Annotated in this window: 13 protein-coding genes and 3 pseudogenes; 13 read left to right on the forward strand and 3 right to left on the reverse strand. The window is 55.7% G+C overall.

Going from position 1 to position 17220, the window contains the following annotated elements; all coding sequences use genetic code 11:
* Positions 1-15 precede the first annotated feature (15 nt).
* Complete coding sequence (locus tag INT84_RS00810) at positions 16-390, forward strand: helix-hairpin-helix domain-containing protein (protein WP_194205249.1); 375 nt, start codon at positions 16-18, stop codon at positions 388-390.
* A gap of 105 nt (positions 391-495) precedes the next feature.
* Positions 496-912, forward strand: coding sequence for a long-chain acyl-CoA thioesterase FadM (gene fadM / locus INT84_RS00815; protein ID WP_194205250.1), 417 nt, complete (start codon positions 496-498; stop codon positions 910-912).
* Between the two features lie 129 nt (positions 913-1041).
* Here the strand turns inward: fadM and queC are convergent, their stop codons facing one another.
* Together queC and INT84_RS00825 are read right to left on the reverse strand one after the other, a co-directional pair.
* Complete coding sequence (gene queC, locus INT84_RS00820; RefSeq protein ID WP_194205251.1) at positions 1042-1737, reverse strand: 7-cyano-7-deazaguanine synthase QueC; 696 nt, start codon at positions 1735-1737, stop codon at positions 1042-1044.
* A gap of 65 nt (positions 1738-1802) precedes the next feature.
* Positions 1803-3503 (reverse strand): SgrR family transcriptional regulator, encoded by a 1701-nt coding sequence (locus INT84_RS00825; protein WP_194205252.1) that lies wholly within the window; start codon positions 3501-3503, stop codon positions 1803-1805.
* 100 nt (positions 3504-3603) lie between these two features.
* Here INT84_RS00825 and cof point away from each other — a divergent pair, with 100 nt between their 5' ends.
* From cof to INT84_RS00855, 6 genes and pseudogenes are all read left to right on the forward strand, one after another.
* Entirely contained in the window at positions 3604-4422 is an 819-nt protein-coding gene (gene cof, locus INT84_RS00830; RefSeq protein WP_194205253.1) for an HMP-PP phosphatase, read from the forward strand.
* Between the two features lie 288 nt (positions 4423-4710).
* Positions 4711-7166: pseudogene (locus INT84_RS24395) on the forward strand (RHS repeat-associated core domain-containing protein); the annotation flags it as partial.
* Positions 7163-7465, forward strand: a complete 303-nt coding sequence (locus INT84_RS00840) for a hypothetical protein (RefSeq protein WP_194205254.1) — start codon at positions 7163-7165, stop codon at positions 7463-7465. The pseudogene INT84_RS24395 and the gene INT84_RS00840, both read left to right, overlap by 4 nt.
* 71 nt (positions 7466-7536) lie before the next feature.
* Positions 7537-9225, forward strand: a pseudogene (locus INT84_RS00845) (RHS repeat-associated core domain-containing protein); the annotation flags it as partial.
* A complete protein-coding gene (locus INT84_RS00850) occupies positions 9218-9490 on the forward strand; it encodes a hypothetical protein (protein WP_194205255.1) in 273 nt (90 codons plus the stop codon). The pseudogene INT84_RS00845 and the gene INT84_RS00850, both read left to right, overlap by 8 nt.
* 137 nt (positions 9491-9627) lie before the next feature.
* Positions 9628-9979, forward strand: a pseudogene (locus tag INT84_RS00855) (hypothetical protein); the annotation flags it as partial.
* A gap of 117 nt (positions 9980-10096) precedes the next feature.
* Here INT84_RS00855 and INT84_RS00860 read toward each other — a convergent pair.
* Positions 10097-11143 carry a PLP-dependent cysteine synthase family protein gene (locus INT84_RS00860; RefSeq protein WP_194205256.1) on the reverse strand — a complete coding sequence of 349 codons (1047 nt, stop codon included), beginning with the start codon at positions 11141-11143 and terminating at the stop codon, positions 10097-10099.
* Positions 11144-11258: 115 nt separating this feature from the next.
* Between INT84_RS00860 and INT84_RS00865 the strand changes: the two genes are divergently transcribed.
* The 5 genes from INT84_RS00865 to amtB all read left to right on the forward strand — a co-directional run bounded on the left by INT84_RS00865 (position 11259) and on the right by amtB (position 17188).
* Positions 11259-11717, forward strand: coding sequence for an Lrp/AsnC family transcriptional regulator (locus tag INT84_RS00865; protein ID WP_176917439.1), 459 nt, complete (start codon positions 11259-11261; stop codon positions 11715-11717).
* A 48-nt stretch (positions 11718-11765) separates the two neighbouring features.
* On the forward strand, positions 11766-13529 hold the full coding sequence (locus INT84_RS00870) for a SmdA family multidrug ABC transporter permease/ATP-binding protein (RefSeq protein WP_194205257.1): 1764 nt from the start codon (positions 11766-11768) through the stop codon (positions 13527-13529).
* Positions 13522-15300 (forward strand): SmdB family multidrug efflux ABC transporter permease/ATP-binding protein, encoded by a 1779-nt coding sequence (locus INT84_RS00875; protein WP_194205258.1) that lies wholly within the window; start codon positions 13522-13524, stop codon positions 15298-15300. Before INT84_RS00870 ends, INT84_RS00875 begins: the two co-directional genes overlap by 8 nt.
* Positions 15301-15531: 231 nt before the next feature.
* Positions 15532-15870, forward strand: a complete 339-nt coding sequence (glnK, locus tag INT84_RS00880) for a P-II family nitrogen regulator (RefSeq protein WP_002891893.1) — start codon at positions 15532-15534, stop codon at positions 15868-15870.
* A 31-nt stretch (positions 15871-15901) separates the two neighbouring features.
* Entirely contained in the window at positions 15902-17188 is a 1287-nt protein-coding gene (gene amtB / locus INT84_RS00885; RefSeq protein WP_194205259.1) for an ammonium transporter AmtB, read from the forward strand.
* Positions 17189-17220: the final 32 nt, after the last annotated feature.

Below are 17220 nucleotides of genomic sequence, written 5' to 3' on the forward strand. Positions count from 1 at the left end.
CAAGGAGATAACAGCATGAAAAGTGGAATCAAAATAGCGCTCATCACCGTCGCACTGACCTGTGCCGGGATCAGCTTTCAGGGGCTGGCTGCACAACCTGCGACAAAAGCCCAGGCGACGCAAACCGCATCTGAGGCAAAACCAGCCGCGCACGCTAAAGCAGTTGATGCGGCGAAGGCCAGCGATGATGAAGGCACCAGGGTGAACGTTAACACGGCCTCGGCTGAGGAGCTGGCTCAGGCGATGAACGGGGTAGGGTTGAAGAAAGCGCAGGCGATCGTCAGCTACCGTGAAGAGTATGGTCCCTTTAAGTCGCTTGAGGATTTGCAGCAGGTTCCGGGGATGGGCAGCTCGCTGGTGGAACGTAACCTTGCGCACCTGACGCTATAAATTTCATCTGAAGAGTTGCACGGCGGCAAATTTTTGCCAGACTAAAGAGGTCATACCAGTGGTGTGGCCTCTGTCTCTTATTACAACAATAAAGGTTATCGCGCTATGCAGACTCAAATCAAAGTCCGGGGCTTTCACCTCGACGTCTATCAGCACGTGAACAACGCCCGCTACCTGGAGTTTCTGGAAGAGGCGCGCTGGGACGGGCTGGAAAACAGCGACAGTTTTCAGTGGATGACCGCGCACAACATCGCTTTTGTGGTGGTCAATATTAATATCAACTACCGCCGTCCGGCGGTGTTGAGCGATCTGCTCACCATCACCAGCCAGTTACAGCAGCTTAACGGCAAGAGCGGCGTGCTAAGTCAGGTAGTAACGCTTGAGCCAGAAGGGCAGGTCGTTGCCGACGCGTTAATCACTTTTGTTTGTATCGACCTGAAAACCCAGAAAGCGCTGGCGCTGGAGGGAGAACTGCGGGAGAAACTTGAAGCGATGATGCCGGGAGAAGGGAAGGCGGACTAACGCCGTCACCGTGCCGGAAATGCCCGGTGGCGGCTTCGCCTTACCGGCCCTACGATTTGGCGCAAGCAATTGATTCACAAGGTATGATTAAACAGTAGGCCGGGTAAGCGCAGCGCCACCCGGCATAACTCACGCCAGCCCGGTTTTTTCCTGCATTGCCGCTTTCACCGCCTTCGAGTCCGCCAGATAGTGCTTTAGCCCGTTGGCGCGCAGGTTACAGGCGGCGCACTGACCACAGCCATCGCCCTTAATACCGTTATAGCAGGTCAGCGTTTCACTGCGCACCAGATCCAGCTTGCCCCAGTAATCGGCCAGCGCCCAGGTCTCGGCTTTATCCAGCCACATTAGCGGCGTTTCAAAGCGAATATCTTTCGCCATTCCCAGACTGACCGCGTGATTAAGCGCCTTTACAAATTCATCACGGCAATCCGGGTAGCCGGAGAAGTCGGTCTCACACACGCCGGTGATCACCGCTTCCGCTTTCACCTGGTAGGCGTAAATCGCCGCCAGCGTTAAAAACAAAATATTGCGCCCCGGCACGAAGGTATTGGGAATGCCGTTTGCGTCGGGTTCATAATCCGGCACAGGAATGCTGTCGCGGGTCAGGCTGCTGACCGCCAGTTCATTCAGCAAGGTCACATCCAGCACTTTATGCGCTCGCGCGCCCAGCTTGAGCGCCAGTTCGCATGCCACATCAATCTCTGCCCGATGGCGCTGACCATAATCAAACGTGACGCAATGAACCTCGTCATACTGATGCAAAGCCTGAATCAGGCAGGTGGTGGAATCCTGTCCTCCGCTAAAAACCACAACGGCGCGTTTCATTACTTTTCCCGCTCATAACATAAAAAAGCTATGGTAACGTCTGCGGGCCACGACGACCAGCTTCTTCACCGTATTGAAGCCGGAAGCCATGCCGAACAAAAATCAAACCAGCCGCGGGTGTTGAGGCGAATGCCGTTTACGCCCGGCGGCGCGCTGACCCGATAGTGATAATTAAACAGCGGCGTCAGAATAGCCTGCGACATCAGGGCGGCGAAAACCCGCTCCAGTGCGGCAGATCGCTGCGGTGCGTCTGGATGCCGCTGCACCTGATCCAGCGTCGCTTTCAACTGGCTGAAGTGTTCGTCACTGAGCAGCGCAGGCCACAGCGGATCGCAGCGCAGCCACTGTTCAAGCGTGTATTCCGCCGACTCGCCAATCAGCCTGTCGCCCATAATGATGTCTGCGCGCGTCAGGTCGGCACATCCCTCCCAGTTTTTCGCATCATAAAAAATCAGCGTCAACTGACAGCCCTGCGCTGCCATCGCGGCTTTAAGCTGTTGCGCCATGGTATGCAGTTCAACGGGAAGATGGTAAAGCAGCGTTAAGGTTGATGGCAGCGGCGTGTCGTTATGTGCTGAACCTTCCGGAATCGCCCAGCCGGGCAAAAGTTCATGACTGGGGGTAATCAGCCCCTCATCCAGCGGCAGCGTTTGCAGTAGGGCAGTGCGGTGGATCAGGTCGATCACCCGCTGCGCCTGTGGCCGGGTTAATCGCTCGCTCTGGCGCAGGGCAAGGTAGCAAAAGCCGAGGCTGATACTATTGCTGACCAGCCTGAGCTGGCTCAACTCTTCAGGATCCCCGATGGCAATTTGCACCGGATGACGACAGCTGGTCCCCAGATCCTGCTCAAAAAGCTGCGGCGTGATCCAGTATTCGATGGCCTTCAGCAGGGGATGCGTCAGGTGATAGCGGTCGTGGTTTTCCAGCCGCACCAGTTCCGGCTCGAAGATTTTCAGGCAAAACGGCCCGGTGCCTACCGCCGGATGTTCCGGATGAGCCAGCACGCTGCAATAGCTGGCAAGCCGGTGCGCCAGCCAGTAATCCGGACGATCAAGAATGAAGGTCAGGCATTGCGCGTGAGTCATCTCAATACGGCTGACGCTGGCAAATAGCCTGCGCAGGGCAGGCAGCGTTAACAGCATCTGCAAACGCGCCTGAAGTTGCCCGGTGGTAACCGCGTCGCCATTGTGCCAGTAGAGCGTAGAGCGGATATAAAATTGCCAGCACAGCCCGTCGTCTGAAACTTCCCAGTGATGAGCAAGATCGCCCTGTGGCTGCGTCGAATCCTGTGAAAAGCGGGTCAGCCCGGAGAACACCTGCTCCGCCAGATGCTGCTCTGCGCGGCCGGATAAAAAGCCCGGATGCAGCGGCTCAAGCGGCCGGTAATAAGGAATGCGCAGGGTAGGCGTATTGTTTTGCCACTGACCGCCGAGAAAAGGGTGTAACAGCGCCCGCAGTTCAATCGGTGCCAGCTGGGCCAGTTCAAGCGCGTTGTGCTGCTGGCCTTTATTGAGTGCCTGCTCCATCATCTCATTGCGCAGCGTCACCGGAGAAATCAAAAACGTCAGCATGCCGCGCTTCCCCCGTCCCGAACGGGCTTCCCAGCGCAGCCAGCCCGCCTCCTGTGCCTGGCGCAATAGCGTGCGCATATGCCGATCGCTGCAAAAACAGCGGGCGGCCAGTTCGGTAATGGTGACTTCCTGCGGCTCACCATCCGAAGGTTGCCACAGGCGCTGATACTGATTCAGTCGATTAAGCAGTCGCATAAAAACCCGGAACAATATTCATCAACTATTCACTATTACTTCCGTATATCTCAGTGGATACTTCAGAGCAAGAGAATTGCATCACTTAGCGGAGAAATTCATGGTCAAACTGGCTGCATTTGATATGGACGGCACATTATTAATGCCGGACCATCGTCTGGGAGATCAAACGCTGACGACCCTGAAACGCCTGCGCGATCGCGATATTACGCTGACGTTTGCCACCGGTCGTCACGCGCTGGAAATGCGCCATGTGATTGGCGAACTGGCGCTGGATGCCTTTCTGATCACCGGTAACGGAACGCGGATCCACTCTCTTGAAGGAGATCTGCTTCACCAGCAGGATCTGGCTCCCGACGTGGCTGAAGCTGTTCTGCACGGCAAGTGGCAGACCGATGCCAGTATGCACATCTTCAATGACGACGGCTGGTTTACGGACAAAGAGGTCCCGCTCCTGCTTCAGGCGCACGCCTTTAGCGGCTTCCGTTATCAGATCCGCGATCTACAGCGCGTGGCGAGTGATGAGGTGACGAAAATCTGTTTTTGCGGCGAGCATGACGATCTTTGCCGTCTGCAAATTCAGCTTCAGGAAGCGCTGGGCGACCGCGCCCATCTCTGTTTCTCTGCGCTTTACTGCCTGGAGGTTCTGCCGGTGGGATGTAATAAAGGCGCGGCGCTTACCTCGCTAACTCAGCATCTCGGCATTTCAATGCAGGAGTGCATGGCATTTGGCGACGCGATGAACGACAGCGAAATGCTCTCCAGCGTCGGGCGCGGGCTGATTATGGGCAACGCCATGCCCCAGCTTATCGATGGTCTGCCCCATTTAACGGTTATAGGAGACTGCCAGACGCAGGCGGTATCCCATTTTTTGGCTCACTGGCTGGATACTCCACATCTTCCTTATTCCCCCGAATAGCAAGATTTTTTCCAGCAAGCCAGGCCGTGTGCCTGGCTTTTTTTATTGATTTTGTGAATATAAATATTTTCCTAAAATCGCTTTGTCCTGTTCTGTATCTTACTTTCCTCTCTCGCTGAATAGTAGTCTCCTTTCGTGCAGTATTTTTAACAGAGGGATTTGACGATGAGCGGAAAACCAGCGGCACGGATGGGCGACATGACCCGGTACGGTGGCCCGATAGTTCAGGGTTCGGCGGGCGTCATGATTGGGGCACCGACGGGCGTGGCCTGCTCAGTATGTCCGGGCGGGATGACCTCGGGCAACCCGGTGAACCCGCTGCTGGGGGCGAAGGTGCTGCCGGGGGAGACGGATATCGCGCTGCCCGGCCCGCTGCCGTTTGTGCTTACCCGCGCCTACAGCAGCTACCGCACGAAAACACCTGCTCCGGTCGGGATACTGGGTCCCGGCTGGAAAATGCCGGCGGATAACCGATGGCGCAGGCCGCCGTTTCCGGCTGGTGCTGACCACACAGGCGCAGCGGGCGGAGGCGGCAAAGGCCGCTTCCGGTACCATCATGGCCGCCGCCTCCCCTTTTCCGGTATCTCTGCCGCCTTATACGGAATACGGCCGGGATAATGGTATCCGCCTGTCGCAGGTGTGGCTGGTGGCTGACCCTGAGTACCCGGATGCGTTGCCCGCCACGCCGCTGGCGCGCTATGACTACACGCCGCGCGGGGAACTGCTGGCGGTGTACGACCGTGGCGGCGTGGCGGTGCGTCACTTTGAGTATAACCCGCAGCATCCGGGGCGAATGACCGCGCACCGCCACGCGGGCAGGCCACAGATGCGCTACCGCTATGATGAGGCGGGACGCGTCACGGAGCAGTTAAACCCGGAAGGGCTGAGTTACCGCTACCGGTATGAGAAGAACCGCGTCACCATCACCGACAGCCTGAACCGTCGGGAGATACTGCACACGAAAGGTGAAGGTGGCCTGAAACGGGTGGTGATGAAGGTGTCAGCCGACGGCAGCGTGACGCACAGTGAATTTGACCCGGCGGGACGCCTGATGGCGCAGACGGATGCCGCCGGGAGAAAGACAACGTACTGGCTGAATGTGGCGAACGGCACCGTTTCGTCGGTGACCGGCCCGGACGGCAGAAAGACGCAGTTTTACTATCAGGGCGGACAGCTGACATCCGTCATTTATCCGGACGGGTTACGCAGCAGCCGGGAGTATGATGACAGGGGCAGGCTGACGGCGGAGACGTCGCGCACGGGCGGGACAACGCGGTATTTTTATGCCGACCTGCGGAGTGAGCGGCCTTCTGCCATGCAGGACGCCACCGGCAGCCGGAAGCAGATGACCTGGAGTTCTTACGGCCAGTTGCTCACGTTCACCGACTGTTCAGGATACGAGACGCGGTATGAGTACAACCGCTTCGGCCATCCGGATGCACGACGAGCGGACGCACCGGTATGAATACGACAGCCAGCACCGGCTGGTCCGTTATGTGCGCACGCAGTACGGGGAGACGCAGGTGGAAAGCCGGTATGTGTACGACCCGTCGGGCCGGCGCATCAGTAAGCGGATGTGGCGGCGCGAACGCAGCCTGGCGGGGTATATGGCGCTGACGAAAACGCCGGACGTGACATGGTACGGCTGGGAGGGGGACAGGCTGACGACCATCCAGACACAGCAGAGCCGCATCCAGACGGTGTACGTGCCGGGGAGCTTCACGCCGCTGGTGCGCATCGAAACGGACAGTGCAGAGCTGGCGAAGGCGAAGCACCGCAGCCTGGCGGAGAAGCTTCAGCAGGAGGGGAGCGGGGACGGCCAGGACGTGGTGTTCCCGGCAGTGCTGGTGCAGATGCTGGACCGGCTGGAGGGCGAGCTCAGGCGCAACGCGGTGAGCGAAGAGAGCCGGGCATGGCTTGCGCAGTGCGGGCTGACGCCGGAGCAGATGGCGGCGCAGCTGGAGCCACGGCATGAGCCGGAGAGGAAGCTGCACCTTTACCACTGCGACCACCGTGGTCTGCCGCTGGCGCTGATTAACCCGGACAATACGGTGGCGTGGCGTGCGGAATATGACGAGTGGGGAAACCTGCTGGTTGAGGAGAACCCCGAACACCTGGAGCAGCTGATAAGGCTGCCGGGACAGCAGTATGATGAGGAGTCGGGGCTGTATTACAACCGGCACCGGTACTATAATCCGGGACAGGGAAGGTATATCACGCAGGATCCGATTGGGCTGGAGGGGGGATGGAATCTTTATACGTACCCCCTGAACCCGATAGTAAATATAGATCCATTAGGTTTAACCTTATCTGATATACCAATCTATAAATTTAATAGTCAAGATGAAGCTGCGCTTTTTGCCATAAAAATGTGTAATAGCACATCAATTATAGAAAATAGAGAGTATGGTGGGTTAGTTTGTAAAACCTCTAATAATAAATATATTGCAACTGAAGCTAAGCAGGGAAGCTTGGCTGGTTTTTCTCCGTCAAATAGCTCTTGTCCTTTTGGCTCGACTAAGGTTGGTGATTATCACACACATGGCTTTTACTCTGATCTAAACGGGAATCCAGTATCACCTCAAAATGATGCATATGACTCTTTACATTTTTCACCGCAAGATATTTCTGGGATTGCAAGTGATGGCATAGGTAATCCAAATTATACTGGCTATTTGGGGACTCCAAATAATAAATATTATAAGTTTACCCCTGAAACTGGAAAAGTTGAGGGAATGAAATGAAATATTTTATTTTTACATTTATTTTTCTAATTCCGTTAAGATGTATGAGTGAGAAAGTTGTTTTTTTAAATGAAATACAAACAAAAACTATGTATGTTGCTTTTTCACATTTTAGAGAGCATACAAACTGGGGTTCATTTAATACCATAATACAGGATGATGATGAAAATATTAAAATTTCATTCTATTGTAAATCTCATCTGGAAGAAACCCGTGGTGGAGGTATGGAGCAAATTATTTATATAATCTCAAAAAAAGATTTTAGAATTAAAACCATAAACAAAAGTTATAGCAAATGAAGTAATGTAAATTATTGAGTAATTGGTGAATGTTATATCGTTTTTGCAGCGAGAATGAGAAAATACACCATTATCGTTATGACACCCAGCACCGTCTGGTGCATACCACCAGTACCGGGCTGGACATTACCCTGCCGTATGCCACGGACCCGGCAGGGAACTGGCTGCCGGACCCGGAGTTTTATCCGCAGAGCCGCAGCACGGTATGGGCGGATAACCGCATCACGGAGGATGCGCAGTACCTGTACCGGTATGACCGTTACGGGAGACTGACAGAGAAAACCGACCGTATCCCGGAGGGCGTTATCCGGATGAACGACGAGCGGACGCACCGGTATGACTATGACAGCCGGCACCGGCTGGTGCACTATGTGCGCACGCAGTACGGGGAGACGCAGGCGGAAAGCCGGTATGTGTACGACCCGTCGGGCCGGCGCATCAGTAAGCGGATGTGGCGGCGCGAACGCAGCCTGGCGGGGTATATGGCGCTGACGAAAACGCCGGACGTGACGTGGTACGGCTGGGAGTGCGACAGGCTGGTGACGGTGCAGAAACAAGAGAGCCGCATCCAGACGGTGTACGCGCCGGGGAGCTTCACGCCGCTGGTGCGCATCGAAACGGATAATGCCGGACTGGCGAAGGCGAAGTACCGCAGCCTGGCGGAGAAGCTTCAGCAGGAGGGGAGCGGGGACGGCCAGGTCATGCAGTTCCCGGCGATGCTGGTACAGATGCTGGACCGGCTGGAGGGAGAATTGAGACAGAATGCGGTGAGTGAGGAGAGCCGGGCATGGCTTGCGCAGTGCGGGCTGACACCGGAGCGGATGGCGGGTCAGCTGGAGCCACGGCATGAACCGGAGAGGAAAATCCACCTTTACCACTGCGACCACCGTGGTCTGCCGCTGGCGCTGATTAGCCCGGACAATACGGTGGCGTGGCGTGCGGAGTATGACGAGTGGGGAAACCTGCTGGGTGAGGAGAATCCGGCGCACCTGGAGCAGCTGATACGGCTGCCGGGACAGCAGTATGATGAGGAGTCGGGGCTGTATTACAACCGGCACCGTTACTATAATCCGGGGCTGAGGCGGTATATCACGCAGGATCCGATTGGGCTGGAAGGGGGATTAAATCCTTATACGTACCCACTCAATCCTGTTGAGCATATAGATCCTTTGGGGCTGGCTGATGTAACGCCACAAATGATGTTTGGGGCTAATTTTTATAATACTATGCAGGGTGCAAATGTTGGGTTCGTCCCGAACCTGTCAGATGAAGAAAGAGCAAAAGCTTTAGACAATTTTTCAAATATGCGTGGAATATATGATCCCATGGATAAGTATATTCAAGGTTGGGTATACGGTTCCGCTTTATATGCTTCCGTATCTCTGGCTGCATGTTCCTCCCCTGCTTTCGCCATGTCTGGTGCTTTAACTGGTGGAGCTAATGCTTTAAATCAAATATGGAATGGTGGGAATTTTAGTTTTAGTGATGTATATATGGCAACGAATGCAGGGATTCTAACCGAAGGCCGTGGTCTGTTAGCCACAATAGGTATAAATTTTGTCGGATATTCAATCAGTAATATGATTAAGGGAGCAACTCAGACGAAGGAAGGTGCTGTTGCAACGGTCTTTGGTTCAGTTATCGGCTTTGGGGCAGGGAAAGTTGTTGGAACAGTAGCTAATGGCACCACTACTACAGCAACTGGGGCAGTGATAACTGAAATGGCCACAAGTACAGCGAATGAGAATCTCAATGAGTAAGAGTAATAAAATGGATGCTGAGCGAAATCCTTTTAAATTTATTATGGTTTTTATAATAAGGTATTTTATAGTGTTAACAGTTGTATTTTATCTGGTACGATTTGGTATAACCGCCTTGGTTGGGTTAAAAACAGGAGAATTCAATTTTGATTTTCGCAATGTTTTTTTAAAATCCATTAAAGATGGTCTATTTTGGGGGGTGGTATTTGGCATCGGTGAATGGGCAATGCGAAAAGCAAAGGCGATCGATAAAGGCAAAAAATAGAGCGGCAGACGCTGAGTGACCCGCAAATGGGGGTACTATTATGGCAGCATGAAAAGCAGTAGTCATATAGTGAATAGGGAATTAGCGAACCGATTTAAACCAGATAATCTGACATTTATGGAGCGGCTATGTAACGGGAAGGAAGCCAAGGGATCCCGGAGGATGCCATCCGGATGAACGACGAGCAGACACACCGGTATGACTATGACAGCCAGCACTGGCTGGAGCACTATGTGCGCACTCAGTATGGAGAGACGCAGGCGGAGGGACGTTATATCTACGACCCGCTGGGTGGGTAAACGGGTATGGAAACGCGAGCCGGTCCACTGGAGCGAAACGCGGACGGAGCTGTCGCGCAGGCCTTATGAGACATGGTATGGCTGGGAGGGCGACAGGCTGACGACGATGCATACACCGCATAACCGCGTCCAGATGGTATACGCGCCGGGAAGCTTCACGCCGCTGGTGCGCATTGAAACGGATAATGCAGTCGGATGGCGATATTCAGCCTGTCATATTATCTTTGCAAAATCGTTACGCGATATCATAGCTCTGTGCCATTGAAGCGTTGGCATACATACTCTACGATATCGCGTTAATCAGTCGTTATTCAACCAGCCGCGCGATTTCCGCCTTCCACGGCGTCACATCGCCAATATTTTCCGTGACCCACTGCGGATTGTAATAGGTCTCCAGATAGCGCTCGCCACTGTCGCAGAGCAGCGTGACGATAGCCCCCTGGCGTCCCTCCTCGCGCATTCTGGCAGCCAGTTGTAATGCCCCCCACATGTTCGTGCCGGTGGAGGCCCCGACTTTGCGGCCAAGCTGCGTTTCCAGCCACTGCGCGGTGGCGACGCTGGCGGCATCCGGTACGCGCAGCATCTCATCCACCACGTCGGGGATAAATGACGGCTCCACGCGCGGGCGACCAATACCCTCAATCTTGCTGCCGACCGTGCTGCGCAGGCTGGCATCGCGGGTCTGCCAGTAGTCCATAAACACGGAGTTTTGCGGGTCGACGACCGCTAAGCGGGTGTTATAACCCTGACAGCGAATATAGCGGCCAATAGTGGCGGATGTGCCGCCGGTGCCGGCGCTCATCACGATAAACGACGGCACCGGATGCGGTTCGTTCTGCATCTGGCGAAAGATACTGTCGGCAATATTATTATTGCCGCGCCAGTCCGTTGCGCGCTCGGCAAAGGTGAACTGATCCATATAGTGACCGTTCAGCTCGCGGGCCAGCGTTTCAGAGGCGGCGTAAATCTCGCAGGCGCTTTCCACAAAGTGACAGCGGCCACCATAAAATTCGATTTGTTCGATCTTACGTCTGGCGGTGCAGGCAGGCATCACGGCAATAAACGGCAGCCCCAGCAGGCGGGCGAAGTAGGCTTCCGATACTGCCGTTGAACCTGAAGAGGCTTCGATGATCGGCGTCCCCTCCTGGATCCAGCCGTTGCACAAGCCGTAAAGAAACAGCGATCGCGCCAGACGGTGTTTCAGGCTGCCGGTCGGATGGGTACTTTCATCTTTCAGATAGAGTGGGATGCCGGTAAATCCCGGTAGCGTCAGACGAATAAGATGCGTGTCGGCGGAGCGCTGATAGTCAGCATTAATTTCACTGATGGCATGATTTACCCAGGTGCGGTTCATGGTGGTTTTCCGTTTGTCATTTTGTGCCCAGATTAGCGAATCGCACGGAAAAAATTGTTGCTATTTAACCTTTAAATTACAATTGAAAGAGAAATTTATTCTCCGGGAGAGGACAGTGTTAGATAAAATTGACCGTAAACTGCTTTCACTGCTTCAGCAGGACTGCACCCTGTCTTTGCAGGCGCTGGCGGATGCCGTTAATCTGACCACCACCCCGTGCTGGAAGCGGCTGAAAAAGCTGGAAGATGACAAAGTGCTGCTCGGCAAAGTGGCGCTGCTGGATGCGGAAAAGCTCGGGCTGGGACTGACCGCCTTCGTCCTCATCAAAACCCAGCATCACAGCAGTGAGTGGTATAACCAACTGGTGAAGGTGGTCACCGAACTGCCGGAGGTGCTGGGTGTCTGGCGCATGGCAGGGGAGTATGACTATCTGATGCAGGTGCAGGTCGCCGACATGAAACGCTACGATGATTTTTATAAACGGCTGGTGAGCCGCGTGCCAGGCTTATCTGACGTCACATCAAGCTTTGCGATGGAGCAAATCAAACATACGACGGCGCTCCCCATCGACTAATTTCCCGGCGTTATCGTCGGGCCAATCGGGAATTCAGGATTTTATCGCGTGCGATTATTTGCTCAACTAAGCTGGTACTTCCGCCGGGAGTGGCGACGCTATCTCGGGGCAGTAGCTCTGCTTATCATTATTGCTATTCTGCAACTGATCCCGCCCAAAGTGGTGGGCATCATCGTCGACGGCGTCACCCAGCGGCACTATAGCGCCACCCAGGTGCTTCAGTGGCTAGGGCTGATGGCGCTGATTGCGGTAGTGGTGTATCTGCTGCGCTACGTCTGGCGCGTGCTGCTGTTCGGTGCGTCCTACCAGCTCGCGATTGAGCTGCGCGAAGATTATTACCGCCAGCTCAGCCGCCAGCATCCTGAGTTTTACCTGCGCCACCGTACCGGCGACTTAATTGCCCGTGCGACTAACGATGTCGATCGCGTGGTTTTTGCCGCCGGGGAAGGGGTATTAACCCTGGTCGATTCGCTGGTGATGGGCTGCGCGGTGCTGATCGTCATGTCCACGCAAATTAGCTGGCAGCTAACGTTGCTGGCGCTGGTGCCGATGCCGGTGATGGCAATGATGATCAAGCGCAACGGCGATCAACTGCATGAGCGTTTCAAACTGGCACAGGCGGCGTTTTCATCGCTGAACGACCGCACCCAGGAAAGCATGACCAGCATCCGCATGATCAAAGCCTTTGGCCTGGAAGATCGCCAGTCGGCGCTGTTTGCTGCCGACGCTGCCGATACCGGGGCGAAAAACCTGCGCGTTGCCCGCATTGACGCGCGTTTCGATCCCACCATCTACATTGCGATTGGCACGGCAAACCTGCTGGCGATTGGCGGCGGGAGCTGGATGGTGATCAACAACACCTTAACCCTTGGCGAGTTGACCAGTTTCGTTATGTATCTCGGGCTGATGATTTGGCCGATGCTGGCGCTGGCGTGGATGTTTAACATCGTTGAACGCGGCAGCGCCGCCTACAGTCGTATCCGCGCCATGCTCTCTGAAGCGCCAGTGGTCAACGACGGAACCGAAACCCTGCAGCCGGAGCGCGGCACGCTGGAGGTGGCTATCGCGGCGTTCCGCTGGCCGCATGCGGCGCATCCTACGCTTAACAATGTCAACTTCACGCTAAAACCAGGGAAAATGCTGGGAATTTGTGGGCCGACCGGCGCGGGCAAAAGTACGGTGCTGGCGCTGATCCAGCGGCACTTTGACGTCGATAGCGGTGAGATCCGCTTCCACGATATTCCGCTCCCTCACCTGCAAATCGATAACTGGCGCAGCCGTCTGGCTATCGTCAATCAGACGCCGTTCCTGTTTTCCGATACCGTTGCCAGCAATATTGCGCTGGGCAAACCGGGGGCTACACAGGAGGAGATTGAGCAGGTGGCGCGCCTTGCCAGCGTCCACGAGGATATCCTGCGTTTGCCCCAGGGATATGAGACGGAAGTGGGCGAGCGCGGGGTGATGCTTTCCGGCGGACAAAAACAGCGCCTTTCCATCGCGCGGGCGCTGCTGGTCAATGCGGAGATCCTGATCCTCGACGATGCGCTTTCGGCGGTCGATGGTCGCACCGAACATCAAATTTTGCATAACCTTCGCCAGTGGGGCGAGGGGCGTACCGTGATTATCAGCGCGCATCGCCTCTCTGCCCTGACCGAGGCGGATGAGATTATCGTTATGCAGCACGGGCATATCAGCCAGCGCGGCGAGCATGAAACGCTTGCCGCCCAGCCAGGCTGGTATCGCGATATGTACCGCTATCAGCAGCTTGAAGCGGCGCTGGACGACGAGCCGGAGGAGGCCACCAATGCGTAGTTTTGGCCAGTTATGGCCCACGCTCAAACGTCTGCTGAAATATGGCTCGCCCTGGCGTAAACCGCTGGCACTGGCCGTCGGAATGCTGTGGGTCGCGGCCATTGCGGAAGTCAGCGGTCCGCTGCTGATCAGCTATTTTATCGACAATATGGTCGCAAAACGCACGCTACCGCTGGGGCCGATTTGCGGCCTGGCAGCGGCCTATATTGGCCTTCAGTTGCTGGCCGCCGGGCTGCACTATGCCCAGTCGCTATTGTTCAACCGGGCAGCGGTGGGCGTGGTTCAGCAATTACGCACGGATGTGATGGATGCGGCGCTGCGCCAGCCGCTCAGCGCCTTTGATACCCAGCCTGTCGGTGAGCTGATTTCACGCGTTACGAATGATACTGAAGTGATCCGCGATCTCTACGTCACCGTCGTCGCCACGGTACTACGCAGTGCGGCGCTGGTCGGGGCGATGCTGGTGGCTATGTTCAGCCTCGACTGGCGGATGGCGCTGGTGGCCATCACCATCTTCCCGGCGGTGATCATTGTGATGCTGATTTATCAGCGCTACAGCACGCCGATTGTCAGACGAGTACGCGCCTGGCTTGCTGAAATCAACGACGGTTTTAATGAAGTCATCAACGGCATGAGCGTGATCCAGCAGTTCCGCCAGCAGGCGCGTTTTGGCGAGCGGATGCGTGAAGCCAGCTATGCGCACTATCAGGCGCGCATGCAAACCCTGAAGCTGGACGGCTTTTTACTACGTCCGCTGCTCAGCCTGTTCTCCGCGCTGGTCCTGTGCGGATTACTGATGCTGTTCGGCTTTACCTCCGTCGGCACTATTGAGGTCGGGGTGCTGTATGCGTTCATTAGCTATCTGGGAAGGCTCAACGAACCGCTGATTGAGCTGACGACCCAGCAGTCAATGCTCCAGCAGGCGGTAGTTGCTGGCGAGCGCGTTTTCGAATTGATGGACCGTCCTCGCCAGGATTACGGCGGTGATGACCAGCCATTGCGCAGCGGAACCATTGATATTGAGAATGTCTCTTTTGCCTATCATCAGGACCGACTGGTGTTGCAGGATATTAACCTGCACATCCCTTCGCGCAGCTTTATTGCGCTGGTCGGGCATACCGGCAGCGGCAAAAGCACCCTTGCCAGCCTGTTGATGGGTAACTATCCGCTCACGCAAGGCGAGATCCGTCTCGACGGGCGGCCGCTGGCCTCGCTGAGCCACTCGACGTTGCGCCACGGCGTAGCGATGGTCCAGCAGGATCCGGTGGTGCTGGCGGATTCGTTCCTCACCAACGTCACCCTTGGCCGGGCCATCAGTGAAGAACAGGTGTGGCAGGCGCTGGAGACGGTCCAGCTTGCGGAGCTGGCGCGCGGGATGAGTGACGGTATCCACACGCCGCTGGGCGAGCAGGGGAATAATTTGTCGGTCGGGCAAAAACAGCTTCTGGCGCTGGCGCGTGTGCTGATTGATACCCCGCAAATCCTGATCCTTGACGAAGCCACGGCCAATATCGACTCCGGCACGGAACGGGCGATCCAGCTGGCGCTGGCGGCGGTGCGCAAGCAGACCACGCTGATTGTTATCGCTCACCGCCTGTCGACGATTGTTGATGCAGACACCATCATGGTCCTGCATCGTGGACAGGTGGTGGAGCGCGGGACGCATCAGCAGCTTCTGGCGGCGCAAGGACGTTACTGGCAGATGTATCAACTCCAGCTTGCCGGAGAAGAACTGCAGTCCGACAACCAGAACGAATCCCTGAGCGCCTGACGCACCACTTTCAGGCATCTCGCTCGCGACGGGATTTTCTGGTGCAATAACATAACGCATCATGCACCAGCATGGTGCGTTTTTTTTGACCAGCCACACTCTGAGCCCCGGTCACACTTTCTGCCTGCATATTCTCCGCGCTCCGCCACACAAAATCATTTCTGGCACGCCACTTGCTTTGTTCATCCGTGTGAGCTGCGGCCAAAACTGAATTCTGACTGGAGGGGATCTATGAAGCTGGTAACAGTGGTAATTAAGCCATTTAAACTCGAGGACGTGCGTGAAGCGCTCTCTTCTATTGGTATTCAGGGGCTTACCGTGACCGAAGTGAAAGGCTTCGGACGTCAAAAGGGGCATGCCGAACTTTATCGCGGGGCAGAATATAGCGTGAACTTTCTGCCGAAAGTGAAGATTGATGTGGCTATCGCTGACGATCAGCTGGATGAAGTGATCGACGTCATCAGCAAAGCGGCCTACACCGGAAAAATTGGCGACGGCAAGATTTTTGTCGCCGAGCTGCAACGCGTTATTCGTATTCGTACCGGCGAAGCCGACGAAGCGGCACTTTAACTCCTGGCACACAGTGATAGGGAACAAGACAATGAAGATAGCAACGATCAAAACGGCTCTGGGGATGGTGGCGCTGTTACCAGGTCTCGCCATGGCAGCACCGGCGGTGGCGGATAAAGCCGACAACGCCTTTATGATGATTTGTACGGCGCTGGTGCTGTTTATGACCATCCCCGGCATTGCGCTGTTTTACGGCGGTTTGATCCGCGGTAAAAACGTGCTTTCCATGCTCACGCAGGTGACGGTAACGTTCGCGCTGGTCTGTGTGCTGTGGGTGATTTACGGCTACTCGCTGGCCTTCGGCGAAGGCAACAGCTTCTTCGGTAACTTCAATTGGGTGATGCTGAAAAACATCGAGCTGACGGCGGTGATGGGCAGTTTCTATCAGTATATCCACGTTGCCTTCCAGGGCTCTTTTGCCTGCATTACCGTTGGTCTGATTGTCGGTGCGCTGGCGGAGCGTATCCGCTTCTCTGCGGTGCTGATTTTTGTCGTGGTCTGGCTGACGCTCTCCTATATCCCGATTGCGCACATGGTCTGGGGCGGCGGTCTGCTGGCGACCCACGGCGCACTGGATTTCGCAGGCGGTACGGTCGTTCACATTAACGCCGCCATTGCCGGGCTGGTGGGCGCGTATCTGATTGGTAAACGCGTTGGCTTTGGCAAAGAAGCGTTTAAACCGCACAACCTGCCGATGGTCTTCACCGGCACCGCTATCCTGTATGTCGGCTGGTTTGGCTTTAACGCTGGCTCAGCCAGTGCGGCTAACGAAATCGCGGCGCTGGCCTTTGTGAATACTGTCGTCGCCACGGCGGCCGCTATCCTGGCGTGGGTCTTTGGCGAGTGGATCACCCGCGGTAAACCTTCCCTGCTGGGGGCCTGTTCCGGTGCCATTGCCGGACTGGTTGGCGTCACGCCTGCCTGTGGTTACATCGGCGTCGGCGGCGCGCTGATCGTTGGTATCGCGGCGGGTCTGGCGGGACTGTGGGGCGTTACCATGCTCAAACGCGTGCTGCGCGTTGACGATCCGTGTGATGTGTTTGGCGTTCACGGCGTGTGTGGCATTGTCGGCTGTATCCTGACCGGGATTTTTGCGGCAACGTCGCTGGGTGGCGTTGGCTATGCGGAAGGCGTGACCATGGGGCATCAGGTGCTGGTACAGCTGGAAAGCATTGGCATCACGATTGTCTGGTCGGCAGTAGTGGCCTTCATCGGCTATAAACTGGCTGATATGACAGTTGGACTGCGCGTACCGGAAGAGCAGGAGCGCGAAGGTCTGGACGTCAACAGCCACGGCGAGAATGCGTATAACGCGTAATCGATATTAACGAAACTGAGTCGCTGGCCCGG

Source organism: Superficieibacter sp. 1612_C1 (genome assembly GCF_015234305.1).
Classification (GTDB): Bacteria; Pseudomonadota; Gammaproteobacteria; order Enterobacterales; family Enterobacteriaceae; genus Superficieibacter.